This is a genomic window from Streptosporangium sp. NPDC000095, from assembly GCF_042899335.1.
In the GTDB taxonomy this organism is placed as follows: Bacteria; Actinomycetota; Actinomycetes; order Streptosporangiales; family Streptosporangiaceae; genus Streptosporangium.
The window spans coordinates 590,748-609,394 of the sequence record NZ_JBIAZS010000001.1; the positions used below are offsets into that span (position 1 = coordinate 590,748).

The window sequence follows — 18,647 nt, forward strand, 5'->3', positions numbered from 1 at the left end:
GGCCCCGGAGAGAACACCCGTGAAAGTCCCCCTGAAGGCACTCGTGAAGGCACTCGAAAGCCCGTCGGAAGCCCGATCGAAGGCCCGTCGGAGGCCCTCGCGGATCCGTGGAGGCCGCGGGCTCTCCCCGCGCCCGGCGCGCACCGGGCGCGGAAGAGGCCGGTGCGGTAAATGTCGGTCGAGGCTTCTATGGTCGTGAATCGTGGACTACGCCGTACAGGGAACACTCGACGAGCTGGGCACCCCGCTCAGCCAGGTCACCTTCGTCGTGTTCGACCTGGAGACCACCGGCGTCTCCGCGGGCGAGCACGCGATCACCGAGATCGGCGCCGTCAAGGTCAGGGGCGGCGAGGTGCTCGGCGAGTTCGCCACCCTGGTCGACCCCGGCTCGCCGATCCCGCCGTTCATCTCGGTGCTGACGGGCATCACCGACAGCATGGTGGTGGCCGCGCCGAGGATCGAGTCGGTGCTGCCGTCCTTCCTGGAGTTCGCCACGGGTTCCACCCTCGTGGCGCACAACGCGGGGTTCGACCTCGGATTCCTCAAGGCGGCCTGCGCCGCGCACGGGTATCCCCCGCCGGCCCACCAGGTCGTCGACACCGTCGATCTCGCCCGCAAGCTGCTCACCCGCGACGAGGCGCCCAACTGCAAGCTGGCCACCCTGGCCAGGATCTTCAGCGGCACCGAGCCCTGCCACCGGGCGCTCGCCGACGCGCAGGCCACCGTCGACGTGCTGCACGCCCTGCTGGAGCGGGCGGGCTCCTTCGGGGTGCGGACGCTGGAGGAGCTCAAGGGCTTCGTCCGCGCTCCCACCCCCGAGCAGCGTCGCAAGCGGCACCTGGCCGACGCGGTTCCCGCGGGTCCCGGCGTCTACGTGTTCGAGGACGAGGGCGGCGACCCGCTCTACGTCGGCAAGAGCACCAACCTGCGCAACCGCGTGCGCGGTTACTTCACCGCGAGCGAGACCAGGCCCCGCGTCCGCGAGATGATCGGCATCGCCGCGAGGGTGCGGACCATCGGCTGTGCGACCTCGCTGGAGGCCGAGGTGAGGGAGCTGCGGCTGATCGGCTCGGCCAAGCCCCGCTACAACCGCAGGTCGCGCTTCCCCGAGAAGATGTTCTGGCTCAAGCTGACCGACGAGCCGTTCCCCCGCCTGTCGGTCGTCCGCGAGGTCAAGGACGACGCGGCCTCCTACCTGGGCCCGTTCAACAGCGTCCGCGCCGCCGAGGACGCCCGCACGGCCCTGCACGAGACGGTCCCGCTGCGGCAGTGCACCGAACGGATCACCCCGCGCACCAGGCGTTCCGCCTGCGCCCTCGCCGAGATCGGGAGGTGCGGGGCGCCGTGCGAGGGCCGCCAGAGCCCGGACGAGTACGCCGTGCACGTCGTGGCGGCCCGCCGGGCCATGGAGCTGGACGCGGCCCCGGTCTTCTCCGCGATCGAGGCCAGGATGGAGCGCCTCGCCCTGGACCAGCGCTACGAGGAGGCCGCGGCCGACCGCGACCGGCTCGCCTCCTACGTCCGCACCTCGGCCCGCATGCAACGGCTGCGATCGCTGACCACGATCTCCCAGATGGTCGCCGCCGCCCCCCTGCCCGACGGCGCCTGGGAGATCCACGTCGTCCGCTACGGGCGGCTCGCCTCGGCCGGGGTGATGCCGAGGGGCGCCCACCCCACCCCGTTCGTCGAGGCGCTGACCGCCACCGCGGAGACGGTGGCGCGAGGGCCCGGGCCGGTCCACGCCGCCAGCGCGGAGGAGACGGAGTGCGTCCTGCGCTGGCTGGAGTCGCCGGGGGTGCGGCTGGTGCAGGTGGAGGGCACCTGGAGCCTGCCCGTCTCCGGCGCGGGCCGGCTCAAGGCCCGCATCGACCGCGCCTACCAGACGGCCGAGCCGCGCAGGGCACGTGAGGGCCGCCCGCTGCGCTGACGGCCGCGCTGATAGCTTCTGAGGCGGCAAGCCGCACTCAACGAGGAGGAAGCTCGTGGTCACCGCGATCGTTCACATCAACGCCGAGGTGGACCGGATCCCCGAGGTCGCCCAGACGGTCGCCGAGATCGACGGGGTGAGCGAGGTCTACTCCATAACCGGGGAGTACGACCTGATGGCCATGGTCCGCGTCACCTCCTACGAGGAGATCGCCGAGGTCGTCCCCGGCCGGATCAACAAGGTCGACGGAGTGCTGCACACCGAGACCCACGTCGCCTTCCGCGCCTACTCGCGGCACGACCTGGACGCCGCCTTCTCGATCGGCCTCGGCGAGTCCGACTGACGGAGACGATGTAGGCGAGCACCGGGGTATGACCTCGGCCTGCACGGGCCGAGCCGGAGCGCAGGCCCGGCATCCTCGGCTCATGCCGGCTCCCACGGACGGCCGCGTCCTCGTCCGTACGGGCGGAACGGCGCGTGGGGCGGGCCCGGCGGATCCCTCACCTCCCGCCGGGACCGGAGAAGGCGGCATCCCCACCCGTACGGGCCGAGACAGAACGCGCAGCGGGCCCGGCGGCATCCTCACCCCGTGCCGGGGCTTGAGGCATCCTCCCCCGTACGGGCCGAGGCGGGGCGCGAGACCGGGACCGTGTCGTCCTCGTCCGCCTCGCCGACCCCGGCGAATCCCCGGAGCGGCCCGACGACGGTGACGTCCCCCTCGTCCGCCCCACCCGTGCGGCCTCCCACCTCGCCCGCGGTGGGCAATCTCGCCCGCACCTCGAACCCACCACCGGGCAGGGTCCCCGCCGCCAGCGTCCCGCCGAACAGGGTGGCCCGCTCGCGCATGCCGAGCAGGCCGTGCCCCGCGGCGGCCGAGGGGACGGTCCTGCCGTCGTCCCGTACCAGGACGTCGAGGAAACCCGGCCGCCAGCGCAGGGTGACGCGGGCCGAACGGGCACCGGCGTGCCTCAGGGTGTTGGCGAGCGCCTCCTGGACGATGCGGTAGGCCACCAGTTCGAGGGCGAGCCCGACCTCGGCGGGCCTGCCGTCCTCGACCACGTCCACCCGCAGGCCCTTCTCCCCGACCTCGGCGAGCAGGTCGCGAAGGTCGGACAGCCTGGGCTGTGGCGTCCTGCCGGTCGAGGGGCCGTCGAGGTCGAGCAACGAGAGGGTGCGCTGGAGCTCGACGAGTGCCTGGCGTCCCGTCTCCTCGGCCACCCGCAGGGTCTGCCTGGCCCGCTCGGGATCCTTGTCCATGATCATCCGTCCGGCGCCCACCCCGAGGGTCATCATGCTGATCCCGTGGGCGACGACGTCGTGCAGCTCGCGGGCGATGCGTGCCCGCCGCTGCGCGAGCCGGGCACCGGCCAGGGCCTCCCCCTGGTCGGCGAACCTGGCCTCCCAGGACCTGAGCCTCAGCAGCAGGAGCCTGCGCTCCCACACCAGGCTCGCCACGGCCACGCCCAGTGCGAGCGCCGCGCACGACAGCACGATGGGGAGCACCTGCTCGTCCAGGGGGTCAACACGCCACATGGCCGCAATCTAGAACGGCTCCCCTCGGCGACACATCCTCTCTTGGGCGGATCTTCCATCCGCCCAAGAGGGGAGGACCTGCCGATCGAGGGTCAGGACGGCGCGAGCGCCCGGCTGACCTCGACCCAGCGATCGAGGGTCTCGGCGGCGGCGCCGGAGTCGACGGCCCGCGTCGCGCGCTCATAGCCCGCGGCCAGCGCGGCGTTCAGGTCGTCACCTGCGCCCGCGCCCTCGCCCGTGCCGTCGAGGGCGACCAGCGCGGCGGCGGCGTTCAGCAGCACCGCGTCACGGACCGGTCCCGTCTTGCCGCCGACCAGGTCGCGGACGGCCTGGGCGTTGAACTCCACATCCCCCCCGCGCAGCGCGTCGGGCGCCGCCCTGGGGATGTCGAGGGCGGCCGGGTCGAAGACCACCTTCTCCATCGCGCCCTGGCGCACCACCCAGACCGTGGAGGTCGTCGCGATGGTGAGCTCGTCCAGCCCGTCGTCACCCCTGAAGACCAGGGCGGAGACCCCGCGCTCGGCGAAGACGCCCGCGACGACGGGGAGCATGCCCTCGTCGAAGATGCCGATCGCCTGGGCCGCGGGCCTGGCCGGGTTGGTCAGCGGGCCGAGGAAGTTGAAGACCGTGGGGATGCCGAGCTCCTTGCGCGGCGGGCCCGCGAAGCGCAGCGCCGGGTGGTAGACCGGCGCGAAGCAGAAGGCGATCCCGGCCTCCACGGCGACCCTCGCGGTGTCGGCCGGGGCGAGGTCGAGCACGATCCCGAGGTGTTCCAGGACGTCGGCGGCCCCGCAGGAGGAGGAGGCGGCCCGGTTGCCGTGCTTGACGACCCTCGCCCCCGCCGCGGCGGCCACGATCGCGGCCATGGTCGAGACGTTGACGGTGTGTGCCCGGTCGCCGCCGGTGCCGACCACGTCGACGACGGGACCGGTGACCGAGAGCGGGGTGGCCCGCTCCAGCATCGTGCGCGCCAGGCCGGTCACCTCCGCGACCGTCTCGCCCTTCGCCCTCAGCGCCACCGCGAAGCCCGCGATCTGGGCGGGTGTGGCGGAGCCCGACATGATCTGGTTCATCGCCCAGGCCGTCTCGTCGGCCGTCAGGTGCTCGCCCGCGAGCAGGGCGGACAACAGCGCGGGCCAGGTGGTGCGCGCGTCCATCAGAGGTCTCTCCAGGGGGGTTCCGAGGGGCTAGCGGGCGGACAGGCGGGTGGAGGAGCGGCGGCGCATCAGGTCGGCGACGGTCTCGGCGAGGACGACCGGGTCGATCGGCTGCGGCACGACGGCCTCGGCGCGCGACCACTCGGCGAGCCAGCGGTCGTCGCGACGGGCGATCAGCAGGCAGATCGGCGGGCAGTCGTGGACCTCGTCCTTGGCCTGGCGGGCCACGCCCATGCCTCCGGCCGGCTGAGCCTCGGCGTCGAGCACTGCGACGTCGATCTCCCCGGAGTCGAAGTGCTGGACGACCTTGGCGTGGGTGGCGCACTCCACGATCTCCACGAGGGGCACGTCTCCGGCGGGGCGGCGGCCGATCGCCTGCCGCACCTTCTCGCGGGTGCTCGCGTCGTCGCTGTAGACGAGAACCCTCATCTTGTCGTCGGTGCTCACGGTCGCGCTCACTATCCCTCGTCGATGTATGGTCACCTGGGATGCTACCGGTCGGCCGCTCCGGAGACCCAGGCCGGAGCCAGCCCCGAGGAAATTGCCCTATACGTCCACTTTGAGGGGGCGTATGCACCCCCTAACGGGGGGTCGTGCGGCGACCCGAGCAGGAGAGCCGCAATAATGCTGCCCGTGGCGACAGCATCCGCAATTTCAACGACGACGACAGCACACTCGTCCCGCCGGCCCGATCTGGTCAGCGTCGGGACGATCGTCTGGCTGTCCTCCGAGCTCATGTTCTTCGCGGCGCTGTTCGCGATGTACTTCACCATCCGGTCGGTGAGCATCGGCCAGGGACTTCCCTGGCCCGAGGCCCATCTGAACATCCCGTTCGCCCTGGGCAACACGATCATCCTGGTCCTGTCCAGTGTGACCTGCCAGCTGGGCGTGTGGGCGGCCGAGAAGGGCCAGGTCGCCAAGCTGCGCTTCTGGTACATCGTCAGCTTCGTGCTGGGCTCCGTGTTCGTGGCCGGCCAGCTGTACGAGTACAGCGAGCTGGTCCACGAGGGGCACACGCTGTCGCACTCCGCGTACGACTCCGTGTTCTACCTCACCACCGGCTTCCACGGCCTGCACGTGACGGGTGGACTGATCGCGTTCCTGTTCATGCTGGGACGCACGTACGCCGCGAAGCGCTTCACCCGTGAGCAGGCGACCAGCGCGATCGTCGTGTCCTACTACTGGCACTTCGTCGATGTGGTCTGGATCGGGCTTTTCGTAACCATCTATGGCATTCACTAAGGAATCGGGGATCTCTGTGAATAGGATCACCGCTGGGCGGCGGCATCCCCTCGCGAGATACGCCGTCCTGCTCCTGGCCCTGGGCCTGATAGGCGGTGTCTACACCGTCGTGCTCTCGATCTCTCCGAGCCGGCAGGCCGACGCCGCCATCGCTTCCGGCAGGGCCGACGACGTGGCGGAGGGCAAGAAGCTCTTCGAGCAGAGCTGCTCCAGCTGCCACGGTCTCAACGCCGAGGGCACCGCCCAGGGTCCGACCCTGATCGGCGTCGGCGCCGCCTCCGTGGACTTCCAGGTCAGCAGCGGCCGCATGCCCCTGGCCAACCCCGGCGCGCAGGCACCGCGCAAGCCCCCGGCGCCCTGGGTCAACGAGGACACCGTCCGGCAGCTCGCCGCCTACGTGCAGTCACTCGGCGGTGGCCCGACCATCCCGACCGACGAGCAGGTCGACGCCTCCAAGGGCGACAAGGCCAGGGGTGGCGAGCTGTTTCGCGCGAACTGCATCCAGTGCCACAACTTCGTCGGCTCCGGCGGCGCCCTGACCCAGGGCAAGTACGCACCGCCGCTGCACGAGGCCACCGAGAGGCAGATCTACGAGGCGATGATCACCGGTCCGCAGGCGATGCCGGTGTTCAACGACAGCATCATCACCCCCGAGCAGAAGCGGGACATGATCGCCTACATCGTGGGCGTGCGTGAGGAGCCCAACCCGGGTGGCGCCGGTCTCGGCCGCATCGGCCCGGTCACGGAGGGTCTGGTGGCCTGGATCGTCGGCCTCAGCCTCCTCTCCCTGGCCGCCATCTGGATCACCGCGAAGAGGCGACAGGCCAAATGACTGACAACAATCACGACATCGAGCAGCCGGAGGAGCGCGCGCCCAAGCGCGTGATCGGCACCCCCTCCCCGGCGGCGAGCACCTCCCTTCTCGGCCATGAGGAGCCGAGGAGGGCTGAGTCCGTCCAGGTTCCCGGTGTGACCCCGCAGGACGAGGCGACCGCGAAGAAGGGCGAGCGATACGCCGCCCTGTGCTTCCTCGTCGCCTTCCTGGGCGGCATCGGCTTCGTGGTGTCGTACGTGGTCTTCCAGGTCGGCGACCTCGAGACCACGCAGGTCTCCAACCTCGCGCTGGGCGCCTCGCTCACGCTCGCGCTGCTCGGGCTGGCCGCGGGCATGACGACCTGGGCCCGCATGGTCATGCCCAAGTACAACCTGATCCAGGAGCGCCACCCGATGGCCTCCGACTCCGGGACCAGGTCCTACGTGGGCACGACCTTCGTGCAGGGCGCGAACGAGAGCGGCATCCTCAAGCGCCCGCTGCTGCGCCGCACCCTGCTGCTCGCCGCCGCCCCCCTCGGTCTCGCCCCGCTGGTCCTGCTGCGCGACCTCGGCCCGAGCTACTCGGACTTCCCCGCCAAGCTCCGGCACACCGTCTGGGGAGAGAAGACCAAGGACGGCAAGCAGCGCAAGCTCATCGTCGAGGGAAGCGGCTCCCCCATCAGGGCCGCCGACTTCAACTCCCCGGGCGGCATCCTCTCCGTGGTGCCCGAGGGATACGAGCACGACCTGAACGCGCTGGCCAAGGCCACACTGATCCTGATCAAGTTCCGTCCCGAGGAGCTCAAATCAGGCACTAACCTGAACTGGACACACGACGGGATCGTGGCGTACTCCAAGATCTGCACGCACGTCGGCTGCCCCGCGGCCCTGTACGAGCAGACCACCCACCACATCCTGTGCCCGTGTCACCAGTCGACCTTCGACGCCGCCGACGGCGCCAAGGTCATCTTCGGCCCGGCCGCCCGGCCCCTGCCTCAGCTGCCGATCGACGTCGATAATGAGGGATACCTCGTCGCAACGGCGGACTTCCCGGTCCCCGTCGGCCCCAGCTTCTGGGAGCGCGGCGACGCCGAGGCCGAGGTCCGTGAGAACGGAGCCCAACAGTAATGAGCATGGAGACCGTTCCCAAGCCCATCGAGGGCGCGAGCACCTACGTCGACGACCGCATCGGCGCGGGAAACTTCCTCCGGCGCAACCTCCGGAAGATCTTCCCCGACCACTGGTCGTTCCTGCTGGGTGAGATCGCCCTCTACTCGTTCATCGTCGTGCTGCTGACCGGCACGTTCCTGACGTTCTTCTTCAAGCCCGGCATGGGCCACGTCGAGTACACCGGGTCCTACGGTCCGCTGCAGGGCGTCGTCATGTCCGAGGCGTACGCCTCGGCGCTGAGCATCAGCTTCGACGTACGCGGCGGTCTGCTGATGCGGCAGATGCACCACTGGGCGGCCCTGCTGTTCATCGCCGGCATGATGGTCCACATGCTCCGGGTGTTCTTCACCGGCGCCTACCGCAAGCCCCGTGAGTTCAACTGGCTGATCGGCGTGCTGCTGCTGACGCTGGCGCTGCTCGCGGGCCTGACCGGTTACTCCCTCCCCGACGACCTGCTCTCCGGCGCCGGTCTGCGGATCACCGAGGGTGTGGCGATCTCGCTGCCGCTGATCGGCACCTGGCTCACGTTCTTCCTCTTCGGCGGCGAGTATCCGGGCGAGGACGTCATCGCCCGCTTCTACTCGATCCACATCCTGCTCATCCCGGCCATCCTGCTGGCGCTCATCTCGGCCCACATGATCCTGATGTGGGTCCAGAAGCACACGCAGATGCCGGGCAAGGGCCGCACCAACGAGAACGTGGTGGGCGCGCCGTTCTACCCGGCCTTCATGATCAAGGCCGGCGCCTACTTCATGTTCACCTTCGGGGTCATCGCGCTGCTGGGCACCTTCGCCCAGATCAACCCGATCTGGCTGTACGGTCCCTACACCCCCGCCGACATCTCGGCGGGCTCGCAGCCCGACTTCTACATGGGCTTCCTCGAAGGCTCGCTGCGCCTCATGCCCGCCTGGGAGCTCAACCTCTTCGGCACCGGGGGCGGCACGATCGCGATGAGCGTGCTCATCCCGGCCCTGGTGCCGATGGGCATCGTGATGACGGGCCTGGCGCTGTATCCGTTCATCGAGCAGTGGGTCACCGGGGACCGCCGCGAGCACCACGTCGTGGAGCGTCCCCGCAACAACCCGCACCGCACCGCGATCGGCATGTCGGCGGTCACGTTCTACGGCGTGCTGTGGCTGCTGGGCGCCAACGACGAGATCTCCGCGTTCTTCCACATCTCGCTGAACTGGACGACCTACGCGGGCCGGTTCCTGGTCATCGCGGGTCCCGTGATCGCCTACATCGTCACCTACCGGATCTGCCTCGGCCTGCAGCGCAGCGACGCGGCGATCATCGGCCACGGTGTCGAGTCCGGTGTGATCAAGCGGCTGCCCCACGGCGAGTACATCGAGGTCCACGTACCGCCGCACGAGGCGATCGAGGCCCACATGCGGGGCAAGGAGGCGGTCCCGATCGTCTCCGGAGACGGCGCGGGTCCGAAGGGTCGCGACGACATCCCCTCCAAGGGGATGCGCGGCCCGCTCGGCCGGCTCCGCGCCAAGATGAGCGCGGCGTACGGCGGCGAGAAGATCCCGCTGGACGACGGCCACGGCCACGGCGAGGGTCACGGCGCCATCGGCGACGGGAGCCACGAGGAGCACGCGACGGTCGGCCAGGGCGGCGAGGACAAGTCCCTGACCCGCTGATCCGTCACGGCCGGCACCACCCGGCCACCCGAGAGGGGCCCGGACACCACACGGTGTCCGGGCCCTTCGCCGTTCGCGGGGCGGTGTCGTGGAGTCGCCGTCCGCCCGGCGGATCGGGCGGCCAGGCATCCGCGGCGCCTCCTTCGATCTTCCTCCTGTAAAAGAGCGTTTCCGAGAATCACGCACCGCCACCGCTGTCACACAAAATCACTTCGTGACCGATGAGACGGACCGAGTGGGGCGGCCCCACGAGGCCACGGACCTTTTGTGCGTCAGGACCGACACGGTGCCGGTGATCCGACACGCCTGAAGATCGTCCTGTTGGGAACGACGTCTCAGCCGTCGGCGGCAAGGCGATCGAGCCACTCCGTCAGCAGATGCCGTTCCGCGTTGCTGAGGGTCGTCTGTTCGGGCAGCGCGGCGCGGAGCGCGCGGGCCGCGCCGGCCGGTCCCGATTCCTGCACGGCCGGCTCCCGGTTGGTCACGGCAGCGATCATGGATTCCCGGAGAGTGGTCAGCAGGGCGGGGTCGCGCCGGTCCTCGGGCAGGGTCAGCCAGGTGAGCACGGCACCGCGCGCTGTGGCGTGGATGAGTGTGACCGCGAGTTCCTCGTCGACGCGGAGCCAACCGCCGACGGCGAGGCGTCGGATACGGCTCATCAGGGTCTTCATGCCGGCCTTGAAGGCGGCCGATGTCTCTTTCGTGGGCTCGCTGTACATCAGTGTGTAAAGCGCGGGATTGGCCAGGCCGAACTCGACCGCCAGGTCCCAGCCGGCCCTCAGGTCCTCCACGGGATCCACGGGATGCCGCGGACCCTGGGCGATGTGCTTGGTCTTGAGAAACCTGGCGAAACCGTACTCGGCCACCGCGTCGAGCAGACCGTCCTTGTCGCCGAAGAGGCGGTAGATGGCCGGTGGTTGCACTCCTGCCGCGACCGCGACCGCGCGGGTGGTGACCGCGTCGCGGCCCTCGCGCTCCAGCAGGCCGGCGGCAGCCTCGACGATCCGCTGCCGGAGCTGCTCGCGGCCCAGGGCCGCGGTGTCGGACTCGACAGCGTCCATGCCGTCCCCACCCTGTGGACTCGATGCCATTTTCCAACGATAACGCAATGCTGTTTCCATCGATAGTTCCAATGATACTGTTCTGATGATTCCAACGGAAACAGCAGGGTGAAGGAGTACGAGATGCCGGACAAGATAAAGATCGTGGCGCTTGAGGAACACATCGCCCCGCCTCCGCTGCTCGACGCGTGGGCCAAGGCCGGTGTGCCGCCGATCCCGCAGCTCGGCTTCGGAGACGAGCCCTTCGCGCGGCGGCTACGGGACTTCGGGCAGGCGCGTCTCGCCGACATGGACGACCAGGGCGTCGATGTCGCGGTCCTGTCCCTGGCCTCGCCGGGCGTGCACAATCTCGCGCCCGAAGCCGCCGTCAGCGTGGCCCGCGAGGTCAACGACACTCTGGCCGAGATCGTCGCCGGGCGACCCGACCGGTTCCAGGCCTTCGCCGCCATCCCCACCGCGGCGCCCGAAGCCGCCGCGGCCGAACTGGAACGAGCGGTGACCCGGCTCGGCTTCCCCGGTGCGATGCTGTACGGGCGCACCGGAGACAGACTGGCCGACGCCCCGGAGTTCGATGACCTGTACGCCACGGCCGAGCGCCTGCGGGTGCCGCTGCACTTCCATCCCCAGACTCCGGTCCCCGAGGTTCTCAATGCCTACTACTCGGGCTTCGACGACGGAGTCGGGCTGACGCGCGGTACCGGGATGGGGCTCGCGACGGCAGGCCTGGGCTGGTACTACGACCTGGGTGTCCAGTATCTACGGATGATCTTCTCCGGCGTTTTCGACCGGCACCCTGGATTGCAGGTGATCGCAGGACACTGGGGCGAGGTCGTCCTGTTCTACCTCGACCACACCGGGGTCATGGCGCACAACGCCAAGCTGGAGCGCCCGCTCGCCGACTACTTCACGCAGAACTTCTGGGTCTGCGGCAGCGGCACGGTCAGCGAGCGCTACATGAGGTGGACGTCGGAGGTCGTCGGAACCGGGCGCATGATGTACTCGACCGACTATCCATACACCTTCGGGACCCGCCCCGGCGGATTCCCCTTCCTCGACACCGCCAACGGGGTCGCCCGCTCGTTCCTCGAACAGGCGCCCTTCACCCACGAGGAGAAGGCCGCGATCGGGTCCGGCAACTGGGAGAACCTGACCGGGCACATCACGGTGCGCCGCGAACACGACTCGGCTTGATATTCCGCTTCGACCAACCGCACCCATGCCCGGTACCGGAACCAGCGCGAACCGTAGTGGCGAGGATCCACCCGTCTTAGAGGATCGAGCAACAGTGGTCGGGCCCGTGTCCGCCGGATTTTCCGCCGGCCCCAGGGACACCGACACGGCAGGGCCTCTTCGAGCCGCCTCGGGCACGGCGGCCCCCGGAGAGGCAGACGCCCCGAACTGCCACGATGCTTCCAGAAAGCCCTCAGAGGGCTTCTCGGGGTCTCTCGCGGGCCCTGGCCGAACACCCCCCGAGCCTTGTGCTCTCGACGGATATCAGGACGTCTTGGGGCAAGGGCCGGGTCGCCCCCTCGCCCCAGGGCGCTCGCGCTCTCGTGCCCGGGCCGTCAGACGTCGTCGGTGGTGAAGTGCTTGAGGCTGCTCCACTTGAGCCATTCCTTCCAGCTCTCCTGCCAGTGACCCCACCCGTTGGTGGGCTCCAGGACGCGGGGCGAGCCGGTGATGATGATCGGGTCCCCGATCAGGGTGTTGTCGAGGAACCACTTGGCGTTGCTCGGGCTGACGTTGACACATCCGTGGCTGACGTTGGAGTTGCCCTGGGAACCGACCGACCACGGGGCGCTGTGGATGTACTCGCCGCTGTTGGAGATGCGGACGGTGTCGTAGACGGTCAGCTGGTAGTAGCCGGGGGAACCGGGACCGATGCCCGGGGAGGTCATCACGGTGACGTTCTCCCTGGACATGGCGAGATGCACCCCGCTGGTCGTGTGGTACTTCCAGTCGCCGCCCTGCCCGGCGCTCATCGGCATCTCGCGGACGACCTTGCCGTTGCGTTTCACCGTGAGGTTGTGCGACTGGATGGTGCCCCGGGTGATCTGCGAGCGGCCGATCTTGAAATTGACGACCTTGTTCGCGGCCCCGTACAGGCCGTCGCCGCCGCGCACCCCCGCGAGGCGGGCCTCGACCCTGACCTTGGTGCCCGAGGGCCAGAAGTTCTTCGGGCGGAAGTGCACGTTCCGGTTGTCGAACCAGTGCCACGCGCCCAGGACCGGCCTGGAGGTGCGGACGAGAAGGTTGCGCTCGATGGAGACGCGGTCGGTGACGTCCCGGTCGAAGGTGATCATCACCGGCATGCCGACGCCGACGGTGAGGCCGGTCGAGTCCCTGCCCGGCATGAAGCTCTCGATCGTGAAGGTCTCGTTCCCCTTCACCGTGGAGAAGGTGGAGGTCTTGGTGGTGACGGCGCCCTCCGGGTTGACGGCCGTCACGGAGACCTCGTAGGAGGCTCCAGGAGCCGCCAGGCCGCTGCTGCGCCACTGTGTGCCGTCGGCGCTGAGAACGCCCGGCAGGGAGCCCTTGGCGCCCTTCACGGCCTTCACGGCGACCTGCTTGAGGGTGCCGCCCTGCGCCGCGACCAGGACGGGCGTGTCCGTGGCGACCCCCGTGGCCCTGTCGAGGGGGGCCACGGTGACGGCCGCGGCCGCGGCGGCCGGGTTCTGTGACGCCTGCGGCGCCTTCTCGCCCTGTACGGCGGTGTTTCCCGAGCAGGAGGCCGTCACCAGTGCGAGGGCAAGCAGTCCCGCTCCCTGGCTCCGACCACGGATCGCGTGCCCCACATGAACTCCCCTGTCCCGGACTGAACCACTGAGTCAGTTATTACCCGGAGTAAGCGGTTCGCCACATAAGACGACCGCCTGGAGCGTCCAATAAACGCCAAAAAGCGGGCCACGGAAGTTTTTCCGTGGCCCGCCCGGTTTGTGGTGAGAAGCGCGGGGTCAGTGCGAGAAGTTGCCCCGGTAGTACTCGAAGACGAAACCGATCATGCTCATCACGATCGCGAAGACGCCGATCAGGAACAGCCACCAGCCGATGACCAGGCCGACCCCGCTGAGCGCGACGGCGAGGCAGACGAAGAGCGGCCACCAGCTGTGCGGGCTGAAGAAGCCGAGCTCCCCCGCGCCGTCGCTGATCTCGCCCTGCTTGTCGTCCTCCGGCTGGTCGCCGATGCGGCGGGCCGTGTACATGAGGTAGTAACCGATCATGAACGCGAAGCCCACCGAGATGGCCATCGCGGTCGTGCCGACCGGCTCCTTCGACCAGTACCAGTAGACGACGTCCACGGCGGCGAAGAAGACGCCGCAGAGGATGAACAGCCAGCCCTGGACCTTCATCGGTTCTCCTCCAGCTCACGGGCCGGGATGTGCGGGTGCTTGAGGTCGAACGCCGGGCGCTCGGACCGGATGCGGGGCAGCGAGGTGAAGTTGTGCCTCGGCGGCGGGCAGGACGTCGCCCATTCGAGGGAGTTGCCGTAACCCCACGGGTCGTCCACGGTGACCTTCGGCGCGGTCTTGTGGGTCTTCCACACGTTGTACAGGAACGGCAGCGTGGAGGCGCCCAGCAGGAACGCGCCCACCGACGAGATCATGTTGAGATCGGTGAACCCGTCGATCGGGCTGTAGTCGGCGTAGCGGCGCGGGAAGCCCTGCGCGCCGAGCCAGTGCTGCACCAGGAAGGTGGTGTGGAAACCGATGAACAGCGTCCAGAAGTGGATCTTGCCCATCGTGTCGTTCAGCATCTTGCCGGTGAACTTGGGCCACCAGAAGTAGAAGCCCGCGAACATCGCGAACACCACGGTGCCGAAGACCACGTAGTGGAAGTGCGCGACCACGAAGTAGGAGTCGGAGACCTGGAAGTCCAGCGGCGGGGAGGCGAGGATGACGCCGGTCAGGCCACCGAACAGGAACGTCACCAGGAAGCCGACCGAGAACAGCATCGGCGACTCGAACGACAGATGGCCGCGCCACATGGTGCCGATCCAGTTGAAGAACTTCACCCCGGTGGGCACCGCGATGAGGAACGTCATGAAGGAGAAGAACGGCAGCAGCACCTGCCCTGTGGGGAACATGTGGTGCGCCCACACGGTGATCGACAGACCCGCGATCGCGATCGTCGCACCGACCAGGCCGATGTAGCCGAACAGCGGCTTGCGGCTGAAGACCGGCAGGATCTCGGTCACGATGCCGAAGAAGGGCAACGCGATGATGTAGACCTCGGGATGCCCGAAGAACCAGAACAGGTGCTGCCAGAGCAGCGCGCCGCCGGTCTCGGGGGCGAAGATGTGCGTGCCGAGCTTGCGGTCGGCCTCCAGCGCGAGCAGCGCGGCGGCCAGCACCGGGAAGGCCATCAGCACCAGGATCGAGGTGAGCAGGACGTTCCAGGTGAACATCGGCAGGCGGAACATCGTCATGCCGGGCGCGCGCATGCAGATGATCGTGGTGATGAAGTTCACCGAGCCGAGGATCGTGCCCAGACCGCTGATGGTGAGGCCCACGATCCACAGGTCTCCGCCGATCCCGGGAGAGCTGATCGCGTTCGACAGCGGGGTGTAGGCGAACCAGCCGAAGCTCGCCGCGCCGCCCGGGGTGATGAAGCCCGACAGGGCGATGAGGCTGCCGAAGGTGAAGAGCCAGTAGCTCACCATGTTCAGCCGCGGGAACGCGACGTCGGGGGCGCCGATCTGCAGGGGCATGAGCTCGTTGGCGAAGCCCGCGAACAGCGGGGTCGCGAACATCAGCAGCATGATCGTGCCGTGCATGGTGAACAGCTGGTTGAACTGCTCGTTGCTGGTGAACTGCAGACCCGGCTGCGCCAGCTCCGCCCTCATGATCAGCGCCATCACGCCGCCGATGATGAAGAAGATGAACGAGCTGATCAGGTAGAGGTGTCCGATGATCTTGTGATCGGTGGACGACGCCCACTTCGTGATGATCGACCCCTTGCGGGTCGGCGGCACCGGGGAGTGGACGAGGGGTTCGTTAAGTGCGGTCACTGGGCACCCGCCTGGCTAGCGATGTACTGGTCGAACTCATCCGGGGTGACGAGTTTCACCGAGAAGAGCATCCGGCTGTGGTCGACGCCGCAGAGCTCGGCGCAGCGTCCGGCGTAGACGCCGGGCTTGTCCAGGGTGTCGATCTCGAACTTGTTGTTCACCCCGGGGATCACGTCGAGCTTGAAGTGGAACGCCGGGACCCAGAAGGAGTGGATGACGTCCGGCGAGTGAAGATCGAATCTGACCTTACTACCGGTCGGCAGCACCAGCTCGGGGCCCTTGGTGTAGTCGAGGGCGGGCTGGCCGACCACCTGGGCGGACTTGCCGTTGTACTCCGTGGTGAAACGCCAGCTCCACTGGAAGCCCTCGACCTTGACCGTCACGTCGGGCTTCTCGGACATGCTGGTGATGTAGTTCTGGTCGCGCGCGGTGAAGAAGAAGAAGACGCCGACCATGATGATCGGCACCACCGTGTAGAGGATCTCGATCGGGAGGTTGTACCGCACCTGAGGCGGCAGCTCGTCCTTGGAGTTCTTCTTCTTACGGTGGAAGGCGACGGACCACAGGATCAGGCCCCACACGACCACACCGGTGGCGAGGGCCGCGATCCACGATCCGTTCCACAGACTCTGGACGGCTTCGGACTGCTTGGTGACGCCCTCGGGCAAGCCGGCTCGGGACCAGTCTTCGGCACTGCACGCCGTCAGGGAAACCAGCAGCAGTGCCAGAGCGGCAGCGCGCGGCACCCGGCGGCGGGCCAACGGACGCCGTGCAGAACGGCGGGTCGGACTCACGGATCGCCTACCCCACAGATGAAGCCCAGGAGTCGCTCCTGGGCGGTCGTTTGTTCACGTTCAAGATTTCGTAGTTCACAGCTTCACGCTGGGGGACACATTAGCGCGGACCACCCTCGCCCTCCCCCGCAGCCCCCGTGCGCACCGCGCGTGGTGCGACGATTGAGAGGTGGCGTACTTCGACGCGGCCTCCACGGAGCCGCTGCACCCCCAGGCTCGCGAGGCTCTGATCGCGGCCCTCGACGTCGGCTGGGCCGACCCCGCGAGACTGTACGGTGCCGCCCGCCGGGCAAGGATGTTACTGGAACAGGCGCGTGTCGAGGTGGCCGAGGCGCTGGGCGCCAGGCCCGACGAGGTCTCCTTCACCACCTCCGGCACCCAGGCGGTGCACCTGGGCGTCCTCGGCACCCTGCACGGACGCCGCAGGACGGGCCGCCGCCTGGTCACCTCGGCCGTGGAGCACTCCAGCGTGCTGCACGCGGCGGGCGTCCACGAGCGCGACGGCGGCTCGGTCGAGACGGTCGGCGTCGGCATCACCGGCGCGGTCGACCCCGACGCCTTCGGCGAGGCGGTCCGCGCCGAGGGCACGGCGCTCGCCTGCCTGCAGAGCGCCAACCACGAGGTCGGCACGCTCCAGCCGGTCGCCGAGGCGGCGGCGGCGTGCGCGGAGGCGGGGGTGCCCCTGCTGGTGGACGCCTCCCAGACGGTGGGCAGGATGCCGCCGCCCCCCGGCTGGTCGGTGCTCGCCGCCGGCGCGCACAAGTGGGGCGGGCCCGCCGGGGTCGGCGTGCTGGTGGTCCGCAAGGGCACCCGGTGGCGTACCCCGCTGCCCGAGGACGACCGCGAGCGCCGCCGGGTCCCCGGGTTCGAGAACGTCCCCGCGATCGTCGCCGCGGCCGCCGCGCTGCGCGCCATGGTGGCCGAGTCGGCCGTGGAGTCGGCCAGGCTCTCGGCGCTGGTGGATCGCGTCAGGGCCGAGGTGCCCCGGCTCGTCCCCGACGTCGAGGTCATCGGTGATCCGGTCGCTCGGGCACCGCATATCGTCACCTTTTCGTGTCTTTACGTGGAAGGTGAGGCATTGCTCACCGAGCTGGACAAGGCCGGGTTCTCGGTGTCGTCCGGCAGTTCCTGCACGGCGAGTACGCTTCGTCCGTCGCATGTTTTGGAGGCCATGGGCGTGCTCACGCACGGGAACGTCCGCGTTTCGCTGCCCCGGGGCACCTTGACGGCGGATGTCGACCGCTTCCTCTCCGTCCTGCCGGGCATGGTGCGCAGGATCCGCGAGGAGGCGGGGGTCAAGCTTTGATCAACATTCGGGGAGTGAAGACGCGATGACCTCCAGCCAGGCCACCCCGGCGGGATCGGCGCAGCCTGTGGCCCTCACGATCGACGCGCTGGGCAAGAAGTGCCCGATCCCGATCATCATGCTCGCGGCCCAGATCAACGACGTGCCGCGCGAGGGGATCGTCGCGGTCCTCGCCGACGACCCGGCCGCCTTCACCGACATCCCGGCCTGGTGCCGGTTGAAGTCGCACCACCACGTGGGCAGCCACGAACTCCCCGAGGGCGGCTGGGCCATCCACGTGCGCCGCAATTACTGACATGTCCCGAAATTGGGTATGACCCTCCCGAAAACACGCCCAAACAGTTCGGGGGGACGACATGAGCGGTGAGACGGCGAGAGACCTGATGCACACCGGGGTCAGGTGCGTCGAGGCGCACGAGACACTCGACCGGGCGGCGCAGATGATGCGGGACATGAACGTGGGCGCCCTGCCCATCTGCGGCAGCGACGACCGGCTGAAGGGGATCATCACCGACCGCGACATCGTGGTCAAGTGCGTGGCGCACGGCCTCGACCCCTCCACGACGACCGCGGAAGACCTCGCCACCGGCCTGGTCTGGGTGTCGTCGGACGCGAGCGTCGAGGAGGCGCTCGCCAAGATGGAGGAGAACCAGATCCGGAGGCTGCCGGTGATCGAGGACGGCCGCATCGTCGGCATGATCACCGAGGCCGATCTGGCGAGGAAGCTGCCCGACGACAAGATGGCCGAGTTCGTGCATCGCGTCTACGCGAATCTCTGACACCCGCCACCTGACCGGCACCCGGTCGACACAGGTGCCTGACGGTGGCCGCCGTACCGGCGGCACCGGCCGGGGCCACCGCCGGGCGACGGCCCGGCGGTGCTCCGATCGGCGGCTCGAACACGGTGCCCGGGAAAGACATGGGGTCCGAAGAGACGCCGTGGCGCAACGGCTCAGCTGAGGCGTCGCGGCCGTGATGGCTCAGGGATGA

The 18,647-nt window shown here is 69.0% G+C and carries 18 protein-coding genes; 10 read left to right on the forward strand and 8 right to left on the reverse strand.

Annotated elements, in window-relative coordinates; all coding sequences use genetic code 11:
• Positions 1 to 202 precede the first annotated feature (202 nt).
• Complete coding sequence (locus ACFY3V_RS02360) at positions 203 to 1,927, forward strand: DEDD exonuclease domain-containing protein (protein WP_362895682.1); 1,725 nt, start codon at positions 203 to 205, stop codon at positions 1,925 to 1,927.
• Positions 1,928 to 1,982: 55 nt separating this feature from the next.
• Entirely contained in the window at positions 1,983 to 2,270 is a 288-nt protein-coding gene (locus ACFY3V_RS02365; protein ID WP_350947478.1) for an Lrp/AsnC ligand binding domain-containing protein, read from the forward strand.
• Between the two features lie 239 nt (positions 2,271 to 2,509).
• Here ACFY3V_RS02365 and ACFY3V_RS02370 read toward each other — a convergent pair whose 3' ends face one another.
• The 3 genes from ACFY3V_RS02370 to ACFY3V_RS02380 all read right to left on the reverse strand — a co-directional run bounded on the left by ACFY3V_RS02370 (position 2,510) and on the right by ACFY3V_RS02380 (position 5,046).
• Positions 2,510 to 3,460, reverse strand: a complete 951-nt coding sequence (locus tag ACFY3V_RS02370; protein WP_362895684.1) for a histidine kinase — start codon at positions 3,458 to 3,460, stop codon at positions 2,510 to 2,512.
• 92 nt (positions 3,461 to 3,552) lie between these two features.
• Positions 3,553 to 4,617, reverse strand: a complete 1,065-nt coding sequence (gene trpD / locus ACFY3V_RS02375) for an anthranilate phosphoribosyltransferase (RefSeq protein WP_350947476.1) — start codon at positions 4,615 to 4,617, stop codon at positions 3,553 to 3,555.
• A 30-nt stretch (positions 4,618 to 4,647) separates the two neighbouring features.
• Entirely contained in the window at positions 4,648 to 5,046 is a 399-nt protein-coding gene (locus ACFY3V_RS02380) for a hypothetical protein (protein ID WP_350947507.1), read from the reverse strand.
• Between the two features lie 195 nt (positions 5,047 to 5,241).
• On the opposite strand from ACFY3V_RS02380, the gene ACFY3V_RS02385 reads away from it, so the two are divergent.
• The 4 genes from ACFY3V_RS02385 to ACFY3V_RS02400 are packed head-to-tail and all read left to right on the forward strand — an operon-like array spanning position 5,242 to position 9,488.
• A complete protein-coding gene (locus ACFY3V_RS02385; protein WP_350947475.1) occupies positions 5,242 to 5,859 on the forward strand; it encodes a heme-copper oxidase subunit III in 618 nt (205 codons plus the stop codon).
• Between the two features lie 16 nt (positions 5,860 to 5,875).
• Positions 5,876 to 6,691, forward strand: coding sequence for a c-type cytochrome (locus ACFY3V_RS02390; protein ID WP_350947474.1), 816 nt, complete (start codon positions 5,876 to 5,878; stop codon positions 6,689 to 6,691).
• Positions 6,688 to 7,800 (forward strand): Rieske 2Fe-2S domain-containing protein, encoded by a 1,113-nt coding sequence (locus ACFY3V_RS02395; protein WP_389769158.1) that lies wholly within the window; start codon positions 6,688 to 6,690, stop codon positions 7,798 to 7,800. The genes ACFY3V_RS02390 and ACFY3V_RS02395 overlap by 4 nt, the downstream gene beginning before the upstream one ends.
• Complete coding sequence (locus tag ACFY3V_RS02400; RefSeq protein ID WP_362895691.1) at positions 7,800 to 9,488, forward strand: cytochrome bc complex cytochrome b subunit; 1,689 nt, start codon at positions 7,800 to 7,802, stop codon at positions 9,486 to 9,488. Before ACFY3V_RS02395 ends, ACFY3V_RS02400 begins: the two co-directional genes overlap by 1 nt.
• 335 nt (positions 9,489 to 9,823) lie before the next feature.
• Here ACFY3V_RS02400 and ACFY3V_RS02405 read toward each other — a convergent pair whose 3' ends face one another.
• Positions 9,824 to 10,579 carry a TetR/AcrR family transcriptional regulator gene (locus ACFY3V_RS02405; protein ID WP_389769161.1) on the reverse strand — a complete coding sequence of 252 codons (756 nt, stop codon included), beginning with the start codon at positions 10,577 to 10,579 and terminating at the stop codon, positions 9,824 to 9,826.
• A 93-nt stretch (positions 10,580 to 10,672) separates the two neighbouring features.
• Here ACFY3V_RS02405 and ACFY3V_RS02410 point away from each other — a divergent pair, with 93 nt between their 5' ends.
• Positions 10,673 to 11,740 carry an amidohydrolase family protein gene (locus ACFY3V_RS02410; protein WP_362895695.1) on the forward strand — a complete coding sequence of 356 codons (1,068 nt, stop codon included), beginning with the start codon at positions 10,673 to 10,675 and terminating at the stop codon, positions 11,738 to 11,740.
• Between the two features lie 374 nt (positions 11,741 to 12,114).
• Here the strand turns inward: ACFY3V_RS02410 and ACFY3V_RS02415 are convergent, their stop codons facing one another.
• From ACFY3V_RS02415 to coxB, 4 genes are all read right to left on the reverse strand, one after another.
• Positions 12,115 to 13,344, reverse strand: a complete 1,230-nt coding sequence (locus ACFY3V_RS02415; protein WP_362895697.1) for an Ig-like domain-containing protein — start codon at positions 13,342 to 13,344, stop codon at positions 12,115 to 12,117.
• A gap of 159 nt (positions 13,345 to 13,503) precedes the next feature.
• A complete protein-coding gene (locus ACFY3V_RS02420; RefSeq protein ID WP_350947470.1) occupies positions 13,504 to 13,899 on the reverse strand; it encodes a cytochrome c oxidase subunit 4 in 396 nt (131 codons plus the stop codon).
• On the reverse strand, positions 13,896 to 15,557 hold the full coding sequence (ctaD, locus tag ACFY3V_RS02425; RefSeq protein WP_362895699.1) for a cytochrome c oxidase subunit I: 1,662 nt from the start codon (positions 15,555 to 15,557) through the stop codon (positions 13,896 to 13,898). The genes ACFY3V_RS02420 and ctaD overlap by 4 nt, the downstream gene beginning before the upstream one ends.
• Positions 15,554 to 16,225: a cytochrome c oxidase subunit II gene (gene coxB / locus ACFY3V_RS02430; RefSeq protein ID WP_389769167.1), complete on the reverse strand. Its 672-nt coding sequence runs from the start codon at positions 16,223 to 16,225 to the stop codon at positions 15,554 to 15,556. Before coxB ends, ctaD begins: the two co-directional genes overlap by 4 nt.
• A gap of 295 nt (positions 16,226 to 16,520) precedes the next feature.
• Between coxB and ACFY3V_RS02435 the strand changes: the two genes are divergently transcribed.
• The 3 genes from ACFY3V_RS02435 to ACFY3V_RS02445 all read left to right on the forward strand — a co-directional run bounded on the left by ACFY3V_RS02435 (position 16,521) and on the right by ACFY3V_RS02445 (position 18,436).
• Complete coding sequence (locus tag ACFY3V_RS02435) at positions 16,521 to 17,657, forward strand: aminotransferase class V-fold PLP-dependent enzyme (RefSeq protein ID WP_362895703.1); 1,137 nt, start codon at positions 16,521 to 16,523, stop codon at positions 17,655 to 17,657.
• Positions 17,658 to 17,682: 25 nt separating this feature from the next.
• Entirely contained in the window at positions 17,683 to 17,952 is a 270-nt protein-coding gene (locus tag ACFY3V_RS02440; protein ID WP_350947467.1) for a sulfurtransferase TusA family protein, read from the forward strand.
• 61 nt (positions 17,953 to 18,013) lie between these two features.
• Positions 18,014 to 18,436 carry a CBS domain-containing protein gene (locus tag ACFY3V_RS02445; protein ID WP_362502106.1) on the forward strand — a complete coding sequence of 141 codons (423 nt, stop codon included), beginning with the start codon at positions 18,014 to 18,016 and terminating at the stop codon, positions 18,434 to 18,436.
• The last annotated feature ends 211 nt before the right edge of the window (positions 18,437 to 18,647 follow it).

Bases quoted from the DNA above. Each gene is read 5' to 3' on its own strand.
- ACFY3V_RS02370 (WP_362895684.1), bottom strand. From the start codon at position 3,460: ATGTGGCGTGTTGACCCCCTGGACGAGCAGGTGCTCCCCATCGTGCTG.
- trpD (WP_350947476.1), bottom strand. From the start codon at position 4,617: ATGGACGCGCGCACCACCTGGCCCGCGCTGTTGTCCGCCCTGCTCGCG.
- ACFY3V_RS02380 (WP_350947507.1), bottom strand. From the start codon at position 5,046: ATGAGGGTTCTCGTCTACAGCGACGACGCGAGCACCCGCGAGAAGGTG.
- ACFY3V_RS02385 (WP_350947475.1), top strand. From the start codon at position 5,242: ATGCTGCCCGTGGCGACAGCATCCGCAATTTCAACGACGACGACAGCA.
- ACFY3V_RS02395 (WP_389769158.1), top strand. From the start codon at position 6,688: ATGACTGACAACAATCACGACATCGAGCAGCCGGAGGAGCGCGCGCCC.
- ACFY3V_RS02400 (WP_362895691.1), top strand. From the start codon at position 7,800: ATGAGCATGGAGACCGTTCCCAAGCCCATCGAGGGCGCGAGCACCTAC.
- ACFY3V_RS02405 (WP_389769161.1), bottom strand. From the start codon at position 10,579: ATGGCATCGAGTCCACAGGGTGGGGACGGCATGGACGCTGTCGAGTCC.
- ACFY3V_RS02410 (WP_362895695.1), top strand. From the start codon at position 10,673: ATGCCGGACAAGATAAAGATCGTGGCGCTTGAGGAACACATCGCCCCG.
- ACFY3V_RS02420 (WP_350947470.1), bottom strand. From the start codon at position 13,899: ATGAAGGTCCAGGGCTGGCTGTTCATCCTCTGCGGCGTCTTCTTCGCC.
- ACFY3V_RS02440 (WP_350947467.1), top strand. From the start codon at position 17,683: ATGACCTCCAGCCAGGCCACCCCGGCGGGATCGGCGCAGCCTGTGGCC.
- ACFY3V_RS02445 (WP_362502106.1), top strand. From the start codon at position 18,014: ATGAGCGGTGAGACGGCGAGAGACCTGATGCACACCGGGGTCAGGTGC.